We start from the raw sequence: 16004 nt of genomic DNA on the forward strand, positions 1-16004 counted from the left end.
TAAAGCAGGCGATAACCTTGTTAGAGGATATCACCTGCTTTTTACTTATATGATAATAAATAAAATAAATGACTCTTTTTATTCATTATCAATACTGAACAACAATTGCTTCATCAGTGACGTGTCTTGCTCGCAAATCTAAGGCTATTGTTTGATCTAATAATACTTTTACAGATACTGTTTGCTTGCAGTTAGTCGATGATACATTGGAAAAGTACGTGCGATACTGCTGATTGGAGCCATAATCGTCATATTACTTGTTTGACAAACTAGATCATTACTTAGAGCAATGGCTGGCCGTTTATTCATTTGTTCATGACTGCGATTTGGATTAAAGTTAACATAAAATATATCGCTTTGGCTTACCATTGAAGTTCATGGCCCTCTGACTTTCCCCAATCAAGTTCGTGCTCCTGCTTTCCGTCGTCTTGCCAGTCCTTGAATAGTTCGTGAATATTAGTTGGCTTCTTTTTTATTGGGGTTAAAACAATGGATCCATTTTCAATTGTTATGGTCAAGTCTTGATTATCATCTAACTTTAATTGTTTAATAATCTGGTTAGGAATTCTAATAGCTTGAGAGTTCCCCCACTTTTCTAATCGTGTTTTTTCTTTAATAAGTACCATATTTTTTCCTCCTGAATTATTATTACGAGTTTAATGTATTCTGTGTAGATACGAAATTCAACTATTCTTCCTTAATGATGGATTATAGGAATGGTAGTACTTAATTAGCTCTCTAATTACATTTCCGACTACCTAGAATAATAGCGATCAAACCATAAATTCCAAAGCTTAAGTAGCTAAAGGTTAGACTCCAGTTACTCAGTGTGGGAAAAAGCAAACTCGTCATTGGTGGGGCTAAAACTAAAAGCGAATTAGCAATTGTGACGATGCCTCCTAAACGAGCAGCTGGAAAGACGCGAATTACTTGGGCAGAAAAACGTGGTGAAATTAAGCCCAATAAAAAGGCAACACCGGCCACACTCCAGAAAATTAGATAGATGTTATTCAGCAATAAACCGACTGCGGTTAAACTTAGCCAACAATCGGCGCTGATAGCTAATTTTTTAATGGCAGTGTGTGTTAGTATTTTATTACTTTGACTGTTACCTAGAATCATCATGCAAGTGGTTAGTCCGGATAGTAAAGCAATTTTGATCGAACGTGGCACCAATAAAAGATTGTGGTTGTGTTTGAGAAATAAGATGAAAATGGGGGTTAATCCACCAAAGAAGCCATTCAGCAAAGCCAATTGACCTAAAGTGTTCCATAAATGCGGTTGGCTCTTTAATAATTTAAAATTTTGCAAAGTAGTTATCCAAGTTGAAGTTTGTCTATTTTTAGGTATTTGGCGTTCGGTTGCCTTTAAAGTTGGTTGCAAAATTTGATAACCTAGACTAACTACTAAAAAGATTCCCGCATTAAAGAGCGCTATTAACTTAGGAGGCCACCAAATTAGTAAGACTGAACCTAAAAGTGTTGCAAGTACACTAACTAATTGGTTGGTCAAACTGACTAGTCCTTGAGCCTGTTCTAAATCTGGTGAACGCACTAAACTTTTCGTGAACGGGATGACTAATGAAGCTGAGTAGTTACCCAATAAATCAGAGCAGAAGTTCAAACTAGCCATCATGATTAATAGCATTAAGGTGGCATGTCGACTGACTAAAATAGCGATTAAGCTATAAAAAAAGGCGCGCAAGAGGGAACTATGACTCAGTAAACGTAATTTATTGGCCTGTTGATCAGCTAAACTGCCTAAAAAGAAGCTAAAAACAATTGGTAAGGTCTCACTGACAGAGACGATAGTAACAGCGATTTGATTTTGTGGTAGGGTTGCGGCAATTGTTAGCATCGCCGTGTAAAACAAACGATCTCCTAATTTGGAAAGCAAATTGATGCCCGCAATTTGTGTAAAGTTAATGTTTTGTCGAATAAACTTAAGCATGTTTCAACCAATCCTTTAGTTTTGATAAAGTTATTATTCAATGCTTAAATAGACTTAACTTGAAAAAGTTAACTTTTCTTAACTAGGTGGTGTTGAAATGTATGGTCCAACAATAAAAAAAATTCGTTTGGCAAAAGACTTGGCGCTCAAAAGCGTTTATTTAGGAATTTGTTCCAAGCCGAACGCAATTCAATTTGAAAAAGGGCTGCGGATGATAGCTGCGGATAAATTTAACCAAATTTTAGATAACTTAATGATTAGTTTGGAAGAATTTCAATGGATTGATCAGGGTTATCGGCCACAAAGAGCTGCTTATTATCAATTTCTAGCAACGCGAGCATTTAACAATGGTGATGTCCAAGATTTTGCGCGCACTATACAAAGCTTAGAGAACAATCCCGGTAAAATGCAACGCATTCAATTAGCGAGTTATCGTTTATTAAATTGCTATCAACAAAAGCAGCCTTTGCCGCAAGCAGAGTTACAGTTAGTTACCAATTATTTTGCTAATTTAGCGACTTGGACTTTAGCGGATGTGAAATTTTTTGCGAATAATTGTTATATTTTGCCGTATCATTTGATGATCAATTTATTGACTGAAGCCCTCAAAGTGCAACAACGTTACCAGCATTATCCACATGGTGATGAAATTTTTGCTACATTATTATTAAATTGTGCCGATCGGATGATTGAACACTGTGACTTTGATCAGGCAAAACAAATTTTACAATTGAGTTCAGAGCTAGTAGTAGGTATTACCCTGAATGGATTTCATTTGTTGCAAAAATATGAGTTAGCTAAAATTTTATTCTTGAAAGAAGATCCGCTTCAGGGTAAGCAGCAGTTATTACAAATTAAAACCATTGCAGAATTTTTAAATGATCAATCTTTAGCTGCAGAAATTAATAAATTAATTAAAACCAATTAAATTTATTTTGATTAGCTAATTTAGATACAAATATATCTAAAAACATTATCCAATTGTTGGTTTTATATTAATTGTATGCTCTGTTATCTATTTTTTGCTTGGCATAATACTACTGCTTTACTATGTTTGATGGATATGTTATTTTACTATCAAATTAATATATTGCCATTAAAATTAAAAATTATTATATATAAATATAATATATTAATTTCGAAATAATACAGAACATGGAGAAATTAATGGTTAAAATTGACATGAGTAAGTTAGAAGAAAATAACTATCACTTACAACAACAAGTTCAAACTTTAAAAAGTGCATTACAAGATACCAGTGTCAAGATGAAAGCTGTGCCGAATTCTGAAGGCTTCAGTGGGAAAACGCAACAACAAATGTCCGAGTATGTCGAAGCAGCGCATGGTCGTGAACCGCAACAATTAACAAGTGAGTTAGATCAATTGGCTCAAGGCATGGAACGTTTAATTAATGACTTTAAGGCGGATGTTGATAGTAGTAGCCAAGCTAAAATTGACACCGAGAACTTAGACGATCTGGAAAAAATACTGATCAAGACCAAAGAATTAAATAGTGGAACGATGGCCCGACTGAACAAAGCCTACCAATTAGCGCTTGAAGCTGGCGCGGATTGTCAATTAATCGATGATCAAGCTGACGAAGCGTTGGGTGAAACGATCCAATTGGTACAACAAACGAAGCGCAAAGTATTAAATTACAATAATCGTACCCTGCCATTAGCGTTAAAAGATTTAAGTCATAATCTGGTACATGTTAAAAGCGATTTGACAGTAACGGCGGGAATTAAAGGTCAAGGTAAAGATCACTTTCAGATGGCGGCTTTTTTAACAGAGTTAGGACGCGATGGTTGGAATACTGCGGCCTTAACCAGTTATGAACACTTTTTGAATGATAGTATCAAGAACTTAAAAGGAAATAAATTATCAAAACAATTAAATCATTTATTTAAGCAGGCGCGTCAAGTCGGCTCTTCTGCCTTTAATGCATTGTTTCGCCCGTATGCGCAAACCGGAGTTAGTCAAAAAGCGGATAGTTCAGCGTTAACGATTATGCTGAAGTACTTAGGGGCGACCGTAGAAAAGGGTTATTTGAAATTGAAACATGGTTTTCCAATGTTGAATCCCTTTGACAATGAATTGCTACAAACCTTGTTGCCTAAAGTTGTGCAAACCGCTTTTCCGTTTACTAAGGGAACGAAAGGAGGTTTAGCCAACGCCAGTGGTACGTTAGCTACCGAGATTCACCAATTGCGCTATTATATTTCGGATGCCAACGCTAAGTATGTCGAACAAACAGCTAAGAAGTTGCACGTGACCCCTGGCGAATATTTAGATGATTTAAGTCAAACCGGGCAGTTTAAAGTCGGCAGTGAAAGTGCGAGAGCGCATAATAAAAAGTACGTTGGTAAGATAGGTGATAAAAAGCAGTATGGTTTGAATTATATGCATAATTACAAACTACTGTCTAATTTCCATGTGGAATTCATTATTAATAATCAAACGGGGCAATTGTTACATGTTGATCCGGCAACGACCATTGGTAAGAGTGGACAAAATTTAGCTGAATGGCAAACCGATGATTTAGCCGGTTTCGTGAATGGACCATCATATAATTACGCCAATCAAAATGATATGAACTTATCAAATATAGATAGCTCACACTTTAATTATGATTATGGTTATGAAAAAGCGCTAGATATGCCTAATCGCAATGATATGTTAACTACAGATAAGTCTCAAAATAAATATGATCTTTATACAACTCCTGAAAAAGAAGGTAAAAATAAATATCAGCCTGTAGACAGTTATTCGGATTATCATCGCAGAAAGCAAGGTAAATAAGACGATGAAAAAAATATATAAAAGTTTTCTGCTGGCTATGGTATCGGGATTAAGTATTTTCACGATGGGATTAAGTAGTAATCCCCCCGGTAGTTCAGAGATGACACCCAAATATCAGAAGATGAGTGCTAAAAAATTGCAAGCATGCAAAGATGAAGGAGCCGCTTTAACACCCAAAATTAAAGCCAAAACGACTAAAGATTTAATAGGAAAGTCCTTTTCCTTTAATTCTTCAGAATTTGAATATTTTCCGAGAAATGGTAGTGGCGAATACTTTTTAAAATTAAAACTCGATCAAACCTTTGTTTTAGTATATAACGATGCTTTTAAGGTACGGACTGATCAAGAAGGTAGTCCAGATGGAATAAGTATTCGAACATTTGCGGGTAATTATAAAATAAGTAAGAAGAAGATCAAGTTGTTTATCCAAGACTATTGGATAACAGTGGAAAATGAAGACGAAATTCATCCTTTAAGAAGAGTGAATAGCTGGCCAATAACGCCAACATCGATAGGTTTAAATCAAGCATTATATAATCAGTTACCGTTAGATTTACAACAAAAGATTTCACCTGATCAAATTGATCATGATTATCCATCTATTGAATCGTTGAAAAAAGAATATTCAAAGAAATACATTAAGCAAATAGGTGATATGGGAGATTATGTAATTAAAAAAGATGGAAGAAATTGGCAATTTCTAAAGTCGATGATTGGCGAAAGGAAGCATGTTAAGGGATCTAAAAGGTATTACAATAATCCTTATAAATATGGTTACCTTCACAAGTACGATCATGTTTATCCCATTCCGGATTCAGTATCAGAAGACTTAATCAATAAGTTTAAGGAAAGTGGTAGTTATTAATAGGGTAAACGTAGGTGCGACCGTAGAAAAGGGTTATTTGAAATTGGAACATGGTTTTCCAATGTTGAATCCCTTTGACAATGAATTGCTACAAACCTTGTTGCCTAAAGTTGTGCAAACCGCTTTTCCGTTTACTAAGGGAACGAAAGGAGGTTTAGCCAACGCCAGTGGTACGTTAGCTACCGAGATTCACCAATTGCGCTATTATATTTCGGATGCCAACGCTAAGTATGTCGAACAAACAGCTAAGAAGTTGCACGTGACCCCTGGCGAATATTTAGATGATTTAAGTCAAACCGGGCAGTTTAAAGTCGGCAGTGAAAGTGCAAGAGCGCATAATAAATATGCAATTAATGATAATCAATATGAATTGAAGCAAAACAATTACAAGTTATTATCTAACTTTCATGTGGAGTTCATTATCAATAATCAAACGGGTAAGTTATTACATGTTGATCCAGCAACGACCATTGGTAAGAGTGGGCGAAATTTAACTGAATGGCAGACCGATGATTTAGCCGGTTTTGTGAATGGACCATCGTATAATTACGCCAATCAAAATGATATGAACTTATCCAATGAAAATAGCTCACACTTTAATTATGACTACTCTTATGGGAATATGGATATGCCTAATCGGAATGATATGTTAGTAAAAGATAAAACTAAAGATAAGAAAGTTCTTTATAAAACTCCTCAAAAAGAAGGTAAAAATAAATATCAGCCTGTAGACAGCTATTCGGATTATCATCGCAAAAAACAAGGTAAATAAGATGAAAAAAATATATAAAAGTTTTCTATTGGCGATGATAGCCGGATTAAGTGTTTTTACGATGGGACTGAGTAGTAATCCACCTAGTAGAGCAGAAATGACATCCAAATATCAAAAGATGAGTGATAAAAAACTGCAAGCCCGCAAAGATGAAGGTGGTGTCTTGACACCCAAAATAAAAGCCAAAACGACTAAAGATTTAATCGGTAAATCTTTTTCCTTTAACTCGTCAGAATTTGAATATTTTCCGAGAGAAGGTGATGGCGAATACTTTTTTAAGTTAAAACCCGATCAAACCTTTGTTTTAGTATATAACGATGCTTTTAAAGTACGCACAGCACAAGAGGGAGGGGATGACTCCTTAATGATTAAAACCTTTGCGGGAAATTACAAGACATCCAAAAAGAAAGTTAAATTATTTATTCAAGATTATTGGGCAAGTTCTATGGGAGTAGATGAGTATGTAGAAAAAGTTGATCCATTAAAGCGTATTAATAGTTGGTTAATAATGCCAAAATCTATTCGTTTAAATCAAGCATTATATAATCAGTTACCAACAGACATACAACAAAAGATTTTACCTGATCAAATTAGGCAACTATATAATTCATATGAATATTATCGAAGTGTCTATTCTAGAGGATACGCTAAAAGGTTAGCAAATGCTGGTAGTTATGTATTGATAAAGAAGGGAAATACTTGGCAAGTTCAGAAGCCCATGATTGGAGAAAGGAAGCATGTTAAGGGATCTAAAAGGTATTACAATAATCCTTATAAATATGGCTACCTTCACAAGTATGATCATGTTTATCCAATTCCGGATTCGGTTTCAGAAGATTTAATTAATAAATTCAAGGAAAGTGGTAGTTATTAATAAAGGTAAACGTAGGTTCTATCATAGAAAATGGTTATTTGAAGTTAACAAATGGCTTTCCCGTCTTAAATCTGTTTGACAATGAATTGTTACATGTTGATCCGGCAACGACCATTGGTAAGAGTGGACAAAATTTAGCTGAATGGCAAACGAATGATTTAGCGGGCTTTGTGAATGGTCCATCGTATAATTATGCTGATCAAAATGATATGAACTTATCCAATGAAAATAGCTCACACTTTAATTATGACTACTCTTATGGAAATATGGATATGCCTAATCGTAATAGTATGTTAAAAAATAAAAATCCTAAATATAATTTATATTTAACTCCTGACAAAGAAGGTAAAAATAAATATCAACCTGTAGACAGCTATTTTGATTATCATCGCAAAAATCAAGGTAAATAAGATGAAAAAAATATATAAAAGTTTTCTTTTGGCGATGATAGCAGGATTAAGTATTTTCACCATGGGCATGAGCAATAATCCACCTAGTAGAGCGGAAATGACACCGAAATATCAAAAAATGAGTGCGAAGAAACTGCAAGCGCTCAAAAATCAAGGTGAGGTTTTAACGCCAGCAATTAAAATTAAAACTACTAAAGATTTAATCGGTAAATCTTTTTCCTTTACCTCTCCTTTAGATGGCGAATATTTTTTAAAATTAAAATCTGATCAAACCTTTGTCTTGGTATACAACGATGCTTTTAAAGTTCGTACACCTCAAGAAAGGAGGAGATGATTATATGATTGTTGAAATAGATGCAGGGAATTATAAAATAACTAAAAATAAGATTAAGTTATTTATTCAAGATTATTTTTCGACTTATAAGGATGTAGATGAATCAACTATTTTGAAACGAATTAATAGTTGGCCTATAATTCCAGAATCTTTAACTCTAAATTCCACATTATATAATCAATTACCAACAGACATACAACAAAAGATTTCACCTGATCAAATTGAGAATAATTATCCATCAAAAAAATAAAGTAAAAAAGAGAATTTCCAAAAAAAATATTCTGACTTTTTGATTGGTTCGGGTGATTACATTCTGGAAAAAAAAGAATCAAAATTGGCGTGTGAAAGAACCTAAAATTCTTCTAGGAGAAGGCAAACAAAAATATAAGACAGATTTTAATTATGACGGTTATCTTCACAAGTATGATCATGTTTACCCAATTCCTGATTCAGTATCAGAAGACTTAATCAACAAGTTTCGAGCCAGCGGTAGTTATTAAAAAAGAAAGTGGTAGTTACTAATAATAAGCTTTAAGATAGGAGATAATTTGAAATGGATGTTGCCGCTATTTTACAAGCAATTAAGCAGAAGCAAGCCTTATTAAGAAAATTGCACCAGGCACAACAAGAAGCTAAGGCGGAGGTGGATGACTTACAAAAAAAATCGTTAGAGACATTCAAATAGGTCAAGCAACAGCAGCACCATGGCACGGTCAGAGAAAGAATAAATTTGAACAGTTACAGACGAATAACTTATCCATTACAAAAAAATAATGCAAGTAAAAAATGACGAGAATTTAAGTGCCATCCAACAAAGAATTAGCCAATTAGAAGTCGAAATTACTCAACTAGAAGTCCAATTGGCATTAGCCCAGAGTGCGGAGAAAAAAATAATGACTACTATTAAAATTGTTCAAGCTAACTATAATCAAAATGTGAGCCAAGCAAGCAGTTCAGTTCAACAATTACAAGCCCAATCCTTAACAGCTACCAATATATCTGGAACGAATTTAAAACCTTTTGTTCAAGCAATCAAATTAGAAAAAGAATTGGAACAAGTTATTAAACGTTATGGGACAATTGCGGAACACGATACAGTGGAGTATTCTCAGGTATCCCGTGAGTTGGAAGCAGCAGATACCAAGGTCGCAAATTCGTTTCGGTAAACCAATAACAAACCAATAATGATTATTTTATATTTGTAACTAAAGTTTTGAATGCTATAGCAGCAAAATAAAACCACTCAGTGTTTTGACTTCAAGTCATAAGTGCTAAGTGGTTTTTTATATGATTTTAATTTTTTTAAACTAGCTTTATGCTTTAATTAAGCCAGCTTGTAAAATGGGCTTAACCGCAATTAGCGCAACAGCTTTGCAATAAAAATAAGGTAACTTTTGATTACTTGTCTAAAATTTGATGTGAGCCAGTAGTTACTAATAACAAAACTAATTGTGTGTGGTCTAGTTTGTAAATAACGATCCAGTTATCATATGTTTTACCATAATTGCCATACCTCGACGGGTGAAATTCCCGGTATCCTTGCCATTGACCCTTTAAAGCATGATCCTTAATCTTGTGAAGAATATGAGAATCTTGTTCGATGATAGCTTTTAGACATGGTTTTAATATCCTAATAGGAAAATGTTTTTTTAGCTAGTCTTTTTTAATTCTCGTTCGAAGGATTTTGTGATCTTAATCTTCATCTATTTTGTCAATCCAATCGTTGAAATCTGCGACTGAACCAATCTCAGTTACTTCGTTGTTTTCAGCTTCACGCTTAGCAGCTATAGCTTCTGAGGAATCTAAAAAGCTGACCAAGCGGACTTCGTTATTAGCTGCCTTTATTAGAGATAGTCGAATATATTCTGATACAGTTAAACCTTGTTTAGCTAAATTTGATTTAGCACGTTCACTAATTGTGCTATTAACACGAGTGGAAACAGTTTTATCTTTAAGAGTAGAATTGCTCAAGAAAATACGCCCCCCCCTTATTGTTGTTTACTATTGTATTACATTCATAATAAATCCAGCTTGTAATAAACACAAGTTTAATCTAAAAAAATAAGAGGTTGAAAACAGTAGAAACTATAAATAAGTGTTTGTAATTTAACGGACTGGTTAAAGGGAAGAAGTACAATGATAATTCATGAACGACATGCCAATTTAAGATATAATTATGACCACCGTGATTTTGGAACACTCGGATTTTATATTGGTCCAGTGAGAGTAAAACCAACGACAGTATTAGTAAAAAAAGGATACATTGATCTATTTAAAAAAAGCTCTCTTTAAAAAAAATAAGAACCATAAAAAATTATGAGCAGTAGCAGTGGGTGTGTTTTGTTAGGTCCTCGTTAAAAAATCTTTTTTGTTAAAGCTCTTTTTTATTGCTCTGCCGTTCATGAACTTCTATGTAGTTTTTTATCGTTAAAAAAATAGTATAACTATCTAATTGTCCTTGCTTTAAAACTTTTGACATAGATGGCAATACTATCTTAATTTATTTTATATAGTTATTATTAGCGTCATTTACTTTGAAGTTATAGTACTAATTAAGTGCGGGATCGCTTTGACTGGCTAATAACCACTGGTGATTACTACCAAGTCGGATATAGGTTTGTTGATTAATGGATTTAACGCCATAAGTTGCATAAGGCACGTTGAGGTTAGTGATCTGGCCAGTGGGCTGACCGTTTTGGTTGACTAAAGTGTTGTTAGCATGGACAGTCACGGCTTTGGGTAAAAGATATAAAGCGTCTGCTGCTGCCCACTGATTATTGCCTAAATCAACGGCATAAACATATTCAGATTGATTGGCAAAGTCGACGCGATTGATTTGCCAATCGGCTACTTTATTACTTAACTTTCCGATGGGTTGGGTCAGTTGGGGATCTTTGTACACGGGAATAGGTTGGCCAGCCGAAAAAAGCTTCTTGATAGATGTATGATCCGGGTTTAACTTCATGGCTGACAGCATTAAATTGTGCGCTCACCCATTGATGACCACCTAAATCATAAGCCGTTGTTTTTTCCAGTATTATCGACTTTTTTTTCATAAGTTTGCCAGGCACTAATTTGAGGAACGAGCCTCGTACCAATGGGTTGACTTAACTGTGGATCTTGGTAAGTCATGTTCATCTGTCCATGTGAATAATAAATATCATGACTGGGAACGACAGCGGCTTGAGTCGATAATATTGGTAAACTAGCTACAGTAATTATTGTTGCCAATAATTGACTACTGAAAGATATTAGAGTTGGTTTCATAATAATTGCACCCTTTCGTTAGCAATTTTCCCAAATATATAATTTGAATTAAATTAATTGATATGAGCGGCATTTAAATTAGCCCACTGCTGGTTGTTGCCTAATTTAAGATAATTTTGTCCATTGATATTTTTAACACCATAAACTTTGTAAAAGTCGTCAGTTTGGATTTTAGTCGTTGGCGTTCCAAACTGGTTAAACAATTGGGCTCCTTGTTCAAAGGCATAGATCGAACGTACGGCAAGGACGTTGCTCGATGTAGCCACCCATTGATGAGCTCCTAAATCAACCCGGATAATGGGATCGCCACTTGAACTATTGCTGGCATACTGACTGACTTTCCAATCAGCAATCTGAGGATTTAAATAACCAGTGATGTGCCATAGTTGTGGCGAGTCGTAGATGGGAACTTGTTGATAGTTAGAATAGGCTTCTATTAAGTTATTGGGCTTTTTGTTTTTGACGACGCCACCTAAAAAGACATCACTACTTTTAACCCATTGATTAAACCCTAGGTCAAAGGAATTAAAGGGAACGTACGTTGTACCATTTGTAGGACGATTACTTTGACTAACAGCAGTGACTGCCCAATCATTGATGGTGGTGGCTAAAGTTGTACCGGTTGGTTGGGAACAGGCAGCATCACGATAGATTGGTGCCGCTTCCTTTCCAGAGCTAACTTGTAAATTTGCGGCTGATGTGACATAGGCTTGGGCATTAACCGAATGACCAGTTATCAATAAACAACCAAATACGGTCATAATTAAACTGCCAATCAACGCTAATTTTGCTTGCATCGTTTAACCCTCTCTCTGACATATTAAGTGTAGCACGAAAAGGTTATTAGAAATTTCGAAAACACCAGCTGGAATTGATTTTAAAATTTAGGTTTGCGCTCAGTGACATTGCGTTCATGAAGTTTGATCCGAGGTCATTTTCATTCAATAGTTGACTAGGTTCTATTAAAGTTATATTGATTATCTTTTTGTGCGTTAAATATGTAGATAGTAGGTGACACCAATGAAGAAACATCTTGAACTACTATTCTAACGTTAGTGATCCAACATAATAGTTTTGCACAACAAAAAAATTATTTATGATTAGCTAACCATTTTTTAATAATTGAACAGCAACATACGATAAGTTGTTAAACTATCTGAGCATTTCTTTGTGATTTATAGATAAAATTAATTTTGTAGATTATGATATTAATAAATTCTTTGTCAGCAGATTTGAGACAAAAGAAAGTGTCTTGATTTCTAAAAAAAGTATTTTTTGGTTGATGTTCGCCTTGAAGTTATGCATTAATACCGTTAATTAAAGATTCAGGAGTCATTGTTCAGTGAAACTATTTCAACGTCTTTTCCATAATGAATACAAATATCAGAAGATGTTTGTCTTTATTTTAATTTTCTATTTAGCAATGGGCGTCTCCAAATACGCTCAAATCTTGTTCTTTCAACAAAATCATGGTCTGCTGAATTATTCCATCTCTTATTCGGCGATGGCAGTGGCGGGATCATTTTCCTTTTTTAATCAGTAACAATTTGGCCAACTGGGGGGTTAAAAAAAGATTGTCAAAGTTTTTTTTGCCAATCTATGCTGTGGGCATGTTGTTGAGAGTGATTCCTAATAACGCTTTTATAGCGTTGATTTCGGGTATTATTGCCGGTCTCGGAGCTAGTATTACGTTACTAGTAATTCGCTCTTGGATTTATTTTGAATCAGACCAAGATGAAGCAGCTAAAGAAGCATTGGTTTCGTCGCGGTATACAATTATGCAAATTGCTACTTTGATGGCCACTATTGTTGCTGGCTGGTTGATTTCTGTAGTGCATGCTGCAAATTATATGTACTGGTTTTTGATTGTTATAGCGGCCTTATTGATGGGCAGTCTGTCAGTGACTAATAGCATTCCTGACGGTAGAGTTCAAAAAAAAGCCGCATAGTCTGTTTGTGGCGTTACCAACGAATCGGTTAGCGGGGGGTACTATTATTTTTGTTGGTGTTCTTATTGGGATTAACTAACGCCTTGATTGATCCTATTTTACCAGCGATTTTACGGAAGACTGGTCTCAAAATTAGTGCCGTAACTGTTTGGACGACGATATTTAGTATTTTAACGGTTTTAACATCGCTTTTTTTATCAACGGCGACATTTTCGGATGTCTGCAGGATGGGCCTTTCTTATCAATGAAGTCATTGTTGGTTGTAGTATGTTGGTAGCATTTTTTAGAATTTGACAAGGGCATTTATATTTCGTTAATTGCTTATACAATTATGGCAATTGGTATCGCCGGCTTTTTTTATCTTTAAAGAGTTGATGGAATACGATATGTTTCCCAAAACTGAAAGCTTTCTGTATTTAGGCATAGCTCAGTCGGGCTTTTTGGTAGGTGATGCCTTAGGTTCACCAGTCGGAACGTTGCTGTTTCAACAAACAGGCACTAAACTGTTGCTGTTAATTTACGGAGTGTTGACAATAGTTTGTGGAATAGGTTATAGCTTGTTATATGTTTATTTACGAAAATCAAACAATAATTAGCAATTGTTGGAGTAGTTATTGAATTTCAGAATAACTCAGTATTACTTCTTTCTTTAGTGTTTTATTTTATCCGACCCCAAAAAATTAGGACGGATTCTGGAAGAATTACTTTTTCAAGGTTATTTACAAAACGGTCCCATAGTAATCAATAATTTCTATGTCAATAAAATCGTTTTGGTTTTTTAATTGAAAAAACGAAGCCTGTACTGTTCATTATAATTGTTATTTATGTTTTTGTATTCTTAAGTATGTTATAATGAATACAAATATACAAAGGAGGATTTATAATGACAACAACTCCAACTACTATTCGGATAGATGACCAGTTAAAAAAAGCTGTAGAACCGCGTCTAGAAATTGCCGGATTAACATTAAATGGTTACATTAACATGGCAATTAAACAGTTCGTTATTCAAAATAAAATTCCATTTGAAATTATAGTTCCTGACGAAATACCCAATGATACAACTCATAAAGCTTTGATTGAAGCACAAGCTAAGGAAATTGGTTTAATACCGGATAACTCTCCTGAATTTGAGGAGACAAGTCAGATTATGGATTTTTTGAATAGTGATAGCTAACAATGAATAATGTTAATTACAAGATCAAAATCGAACCGCGGGTACGAAAAGGATTATCAAAAATTTAAAAAACACTATCCGAGAATTAATTCAGAGTTTAGGATTGCATTAAGTGAGTTACAGCTTCATGGCCGTGTTCCTGATTCTTACAGTCCACATAGACATTTGGATAATAGGGGTGGTTTATATAATGATACTTTAGACTTTCACTTATAAGGAAAGGCAAAGTAGACGTTGTAATCATTTATCTGCCGCATAATACTAATCCAGTAATTAGGTTAATTCGAATAGGAACGCATAAAGAACTTTTTCAAGGAAAAATAAAATAATGGAAATAAAAAAACGATCAGCGATCGTTTTTTTTGTCGTTTTATATAAGGTGAAAATAAATTACAAGTTTTACTTATCAGAGCGGAAAATTTTTGGTAAATTCGAAATGAAGTATCTTTCCATAAACAAAATTAGTATGGTACAATTAATTCTGTATTTGTAGAATAAATATTCTGCTTTTGTTGAATGAGGTGTAAAATGTTCATTTTGTTACGATAGGCTGTGGAATTTAGCATATTCCCAGCATTTAAATAAAACTGCTTTAAGAGATAAAGCTGGTTTAACAAACTCAACCTTATCAAGACTGTCAAAAAACCAACAGTGTCAATGGAGGCTCTGGCAAGAATTTGTAATTGTTTAGACTGCGAATTGGGAGATATTGTTGAGTACAGAAAAGAGGTCAGTCCGCTATGAATTATATAAGTTTGTTTAGCTCTGCAGGTGTCGGTTGTTACGGTTTTAAACAAGAAGGTTTTGATGGTGTAGCAACATCGGAATTAATTGAACGCAGATTAAATATCCAGAAAGCAAATCAAAAAGTTAAATATTCGGATGGTTATATCCTTGGAGATATTACCGAAGAATCTACTAAACGACAACTTTTTTCAGCTGTGAATCATTTTAAATGCGAAGAAAAAGTTGAAGATATTGATGTTGTAATTTTTACAGCACCTTGTCAAGGAATGTCAATTGCTAATCATAAAAAGAATGGTGGAACGATTGAGAGAAATTCTCTTGTAGTTGAAGCTTTGGAAATTGTGAAAAAATTGCAGCCTAAGTTCTTTATTGCTGAAAACGTTCGATCATTTATGAATACTAAATGTATTGACCATAATAATGAAAAAAAGATTTCACAATCATTTGCTGATTGGCTTTCTGCTGATTATACTTATGATTCACGAATTTTAAATTTTAAAGATTACGGTGCAAATAGTAGTAGAACAAGAACTTTAGTGATTGGAGTTAGAAAAGACTTGGATGAAATTGTTAATCCTGAACAACTTTATCCCTCTCATTCACAAACCAAAAATTTGAAACAAGTAATTGGTAAATTACCATCGTTAAAATATATGGGAGAAATTTATCCAACTGACATTTACCATAATTTTAAACCATATAGAAAAGATATGCGTAGCTGGATTCATGATGTTAAACCTGGACATTCAGCTTTTGAAAATGAAGATGTTCAAAAAAAAAAGGCCTCACAGAATTATAAATGGTACTTTGATTCCAAATGTCCAAAAAAATGGTGATAAATATACTAGACAACGTTG

At 34.3% G+C, this 16004-nt stretch carries 24 protein-coding genes and 1 pseudogene; 17 read left to right on the plus strand and 8 right to left on the minus strand.

The annotated features are described in order from the left end of the window. Positions 1-168: 168 nt before the first annotated feature. From AC3B5S_RS08545 to AC3B5S_RS08555, 3 genes are all read right to left on the minus strand, one after another. A complete protein-coding gene (locus tag AC3B5S_RS08545) occupies positions 169-309 on the minus strand; it encodes a hypothetical protein (protein ID WP_489790376.1) in 141 nt (46 codons plus the stop codon). A 53-nt stretch (positions 310-362) separates the two neighbouring features. Beyond that, positions 363-626, minus strand: a complete 264-nt coding sequence (locus AC3B5S_RS08550; protein ID WP_489790377.1) for an AbrB/MazE/SpoVT family DNA-binding domain-containing protein — start codon at positions 624-626, stop codon at positions 363-365. 112 nt (positions 627-738) lie between these two features. Further along, on the minus strand, positions 739-1950 hold the full coding sequence (locus AC3B5S_RS08555; protein WP_489790378.1) for an MFS transporter: 1212 nt from the start codon (positions 1948-1950) through the stop codon (positions 739-741). Positions 1951-2047: 97 nt separating this feature from the next. Here AC3B5S_RS08555 and AC3B5S_RS08560 point away from each other — a divergent pair, with 97 nt between their 5' ends. From AC3B5S_RS08560 to AC3B5S_RS08605, 10 genes are all read left to right on the plus strand, one after another. Next, positions 2048-2878 (plus strand): Rgg family transcriptional regulator, encoded by an 831-nt coding sequence (locus AC3B5S_RS08560; protein ID WP_489769818.1) that lies wholly within the window; start codon positions 2048-2050, stop codon positions 2876-2878. A 239-nt stretch (positions 2879-3117) separates the two neighbouring features. Continuing rightward, positions 3118-4752 carry a DUF3114 domain-containing protein gene (locus tag AC3B5S_RS08565; protein ID WP_489790379.1) on the plus strand — a complete coding sequence of 545 codons (1635 nt, stop codon included), beginning with the start codon at positions 3118-3120 and terminating at the stop codon, positions 4750-4752. A 4-nt stretch (positions 4753-4756) separates the two neighbouring features. Then, a complete protein-coding gene (locus AC3B5S_RS08570) occupies positions 4757-5617 on the plus strand; it encodes a hypothetical protein (RefSeq protein WP_489790380.1) in 861 nt (286 codons plus the stop codon). 37 nt (positions 5618-5654) lie between these two features. Further along, the gene (locus AC3B5S_RS08575) at positions 5655-6389 is read left to right on the plus strand and encodes a DUF3114 domain-containing protein (RefSeq protein ID WP_489790381.1); all 735 of its coding nucleotides are present in this window, start codon (positions 5655-5657) and stop codon (positions 6387-6389) included. 1 nt (position 6390) lies between these two features. Then, the gene (locus AC3B5S_RS08580; protein WP_489790382.1) at positions 6391-7263 is read left to right on the plus strand and encodes a hypothetical protein; all 873 of its coding nucleotides are present in this window, start codon (positions 6391-6393) and stop codon (positions 7261-7263) included. Positions 7264-7301: 38 nt separating this feature from the next. Beyond that, positions 7302-7673, plus strand: a complete 372-nt coding sequence (locus AC3B5S_RS08585; protein ID WP_489757673.1) for a hypothetical protein — start codon at positions 7302-7304, stop codon at positions 7671-7673. A gap of 1 nt (position 7674) precedes the next feature. Continuing rightward, complete coding sequence (locus AC3B5S_RS08590) at positions 7675-8007, plus strand: hypothetical protein (protein ID WP_489790383.1); 333 nt, start codon at positions 7675-7677, stop codon at positions 8005-8007. A 4-nt stretch (positions 8008-8011) separates the two neighbouring features. Beyond that, complete coding sequence (locus AC3B5S_RS08595; protein WP_489790384.1) at positions 8012-8257, plus strand: hypothetical protein; 246 nt, start codon at positions 8012-8014, stop codon at positions 8255-8257. 303 nt (positions 8258-8560) lie between these two features. Continuing rightward, positions 8561-8692 (plus strand): hypothetical protein, encoded by a 132-nt coding sequence (locus tag AC3B5S_RS08600; protein ID WP_489790385.1) that lies wholly within the window; start codon positions 8561-8563, stop codon positions 8690-8692. A 208-nt stretch (positions 8693-8900) separates the two neighbouring features. Then, positions 8901-9173: a DUF5344 family protein gene (locus AC3B5S_RS08605; RefSeq protein ID WP_489790386.1), complete on the plus strand. Its 273-nt coding sequence runs from the start codon at positions 8901-8903 to the stop codon at positions 9171-9173. A 232-nt stretch (positions 9174-9405) separates the two neighbouring features. Here AC3B5S_RS08605 and AC3B5S_RS08610 read toward each other — a convergent pair. The 5 genes and pseudogenes from AC3B5S_RS08610 to AC3B5S_RS08630 all read right to left on the minus strand — a co-directional run bounded on the left by AC3B5S_RS08610 (position 9406) and on the right by AC3B5S_RS08630 (position 12071). Continuing rightward, positions 9406-9710: pseudogene (locus AC3B5S_RS08610) on the minus strand (type II toxin-antitoxin system RelE/ParE family toxin). Further along, positions 9700-9978 (minus strand): RelB, encoded by a 279-nt coding sequence (locus tag AC3B5S_RS08615; RefSeq protein WP_489775335.1) that lies wholly within the window; start codon positions 9976-9978, stop codon positions 9700-9702. Before AC3B5S_RS08615 ends, AC3B5S_RS08610 begins: the two are co-directional and overlap by 11 nt. Positions 9979-10555: 577 nt before the next feature. Further along, positions 10556-10984, minus strand: coding sequence for a hypothetical protein (locus tag AC3B5S_RS08620; RefSeq protein ID WP_489790387.1), 429 nt, complete (start codon positions 10982-10984; stop codon positions 10556-10558). A gap of 35 nt (positions 10985-11019) precedes the next feature. Beyond that, positions 11020-11274 carry a hypothetical protein gene (locus AC3B5S_RS08625; RefSeq protein ID WP_489790388.1) on the minus strand — a complete coding sequence of 85 codons (255 nt, stop codon included), beginning with the start codon at positions 11272-11274 and terminating at the stop codon, positions 11020-11022. Positions 11275-11327: 53 nt separating this feature from the next. After that, positions 11328-12071, minus strand: a complete 744-nt coding sequence (locus AC3B5S_RS08630) for a hypothetical protein (protein ID WP_489790389.1) — start codon at positions 12069-12071, stop codon at positions 11328-11330. A gap of 545 nt (positions 12072-12616) precedes the next feature. Between AC3B5S_RS08630 and AC3B5S_RS08635 the strand changes: the two genes are divergently transcribed. The 7 genes from AC3B5S_RS08635 (at position 12617) to AC3B5S_RS08665 (ending at position 15983) form a co-directional block, all read left to right on the plus strand. Next, positions 12617-12817 (plus strand): hypothetical protein, encoded by a 201-nt coding sequence (locus AC3B5S_RS08635; protein WP_489790390.1) that lies wholly within the window; start codon positions 12617-12619, stop codon positions 12815-12817. A 31-nt stretch (positions 12818-12848) separates the two neighbouring features. Beyond that, the gene (locus tag AC3B5S_RS08640; RefSeq protein WP_489790391.1) at positions 12849-13223 is read left to right on the plus strand and encodes a hypothetical protein; all 375 of its coding nucleotides are present in this window, start codon (positions 12849-12851) and stop codon (positions 13221-13223) included. Between the two features lie 50 nt (positions 13224-13273). Next, positions 13274-13471, plus strand: coding sequence for a hypothetical protein (locus AC3B5S_RS08645; RefSeq protein WP_489790392.1), 198 nt, complete (start codon positions 13274-13276; stop codon positions 13469-13471). A 138-nt stretch (positions 13472-13609) separates the two neighbouring features. After that, a complete protein-coding gene (locus AC3B5S_RS08650; RefSeq protein WP_489790393.1) occupies positions 13610-13819 on the plus strand; it encodes a hypothetical protein in 210 nt (69 codons plus the stop codon). A 287-nt stretch (positions 13820-14106) separates the two neighbouring features. Then, the gene (locus AC3B5S_RS08655; protein WP_489790394.1) at positions 14107-14400 is read left to right on the plus strand and encodes a type II toxin-antitoxin system RelB/DinJ family antitoxin; all 294 of its coding nucleotides are present in this window, start codon (positions 14107-14109) and stop codon (positions 14398-14400) included. Positions 14401-15057: 657 nt separating this feature from the next. Further along, positions 15058-15144, plus strand: a complete 87-nt coding sequence (locus AC3B5S_RS08660; protein ID WP_489790420.1) for a helix-turn-helix domain-containing protein — start codon at positions 15058-15060, stop codon at positions 15142-15144. After that, positions 15141-15983 (plus strand): DNA cytosine methyltransferase, encoded by an 843-nt coding sequence (locus AC3B5S_RS08665; RefSeq protein WP_489790395.1) that lies wholly within the window; start codon positions 15141-15143, stop codon positions 15981-15983. The genes AC3B5S_RS08660 and AC3B5S_RS08665 overlap by 4 nt, the downstream gene beginning before the upstream one ends. Positions 15984-16004: the final 21 nt, after the last annotated feature.

The sequence above is a fragment of the Bombilactobacillus sp. ESL1094 genome (assembly GCF_058107425.1).

Coding starts and splice junctions, on each gene's coding strand:
- AC3B5S_RS08545 (WP_489790376.1), bottom strand. CDS start 309: ATGAATAAACGGCCAGCCATTGCTCTAAGTAATGATCTAGTTTGTCAA.
- AC3B5S_RS08550 (WP_489790377.1), bottom strand. CDS start 626: ATGGTACTTATTAAAGAAAAAACACGATTAGAAAAGTGGGGGAACTCT.
- AC3B5S_RS08555 (WP_489790378.1), bottom strand. CDS start 1,950: ATGCTTAAGTTTATTCGACAAAACATTAACTTTACACAAATTGCGGGC.
- AC3B5S_RS08560 (WP_489769818.1), top strand. CDS start 2,048: ATGTATGGTCCAACAATAAAAAAAATTCGTTTGGCAAAAGACTTGGCG.
- AC3B5S_RS08565 (WP_489790379.1), top strand. CDS start 3,118: ATGGTTAAAATTGACATGAGTAAGTTAGAAGAAAATAACTATCACTTA.
- AC3B5S_RS08570 (WP_489790380.1), top strand. CDS start 4,757: ATGAAAAAAATATATAAAAGTTTTCTGCTGGCTATGGTATCGGGATTA.
- AC3B5S_RS08580 (WP_489790382.1), top strand. CDS start 6,391: ATGAAAAAAATATATAAAAGTTTTCTATTGGCGATGATAGCCGGATTA.
- AC3B5S_RS08590 (WP_489790383.1), top strand. CDS start 7,675: ATGAAAAAAATATATAAAAGTTTTCTTTTGGCGATGATAGCAGGATTA.
- AC3B5S_RS08595 (WP_489790384.1), top strand. CDS start 8,012: ATGATTGTTGAAATAGATGCAGGGAATTATAAAATAACTAAAAATAAG.
- AC3B5S_RS08600 (WP_489790385.1), top strand. CDS start 8,561: ATGGATGTTGCCGCTATTTTACAAGCAATTAAGCAGAAGCAAGCCTTA.
- AC3B5S_RS08605 (WP_489790386.1), top strand. CDS start 8,901: ATGACTACTATTAAAATTGTTCAAGCTAACTATAATCAAAATGTGAGC.
- AC3B5S_RS08620 (WP_489790387.1), bottom strand. CDS start 10,984: ATGCTGTCAGCCATGAAGTTAAACCCGGATCATACATCTATCAAGAAG.
- AC3B5S_RS08625 (WP_489790388.1), bottom strand. CDS start 11,274: ATGAAACCAACTCTAATATCTTTCAGTAGTCAATTATTGGCAACAATA.
- AC3B5S_RS08630 (WP_489790389.1), bottom strand. CDS start 12,071: ATGCAAGCAAAATTAGCGTTGATTGGCAGTTTAATTATGACCGTATTT.
- AC3B5S_RS08650 (WP_489790393.1), top strand. CDS start 13,610: ATGTTTCCCAAAACTGAAAGCTTTCTGTATTTAGGCATAGCTCAGTCG.
- AC3B5S_RS08655 (WP_489790394.1), top strand. CDS start 14,107: ATGACAACAACTCCAACTACTATTCGGATAGATGACCAGTTAAAAAAA.
- AC3B5S_RS08660 (WP_489790420.1), top strand. CDS start 15,058: ATGGAGGCTCTGGCAAGAATTTGTAATTGTTTAGACTGCGAATTGGGA.
- AC3B5S_RS08665 (WP_489790395.1), top strand. CDS start 15,141: ATGAATTATATAAGTTTGTTTAGCTCTGCAGGTGTCGGTTGTTACGGT.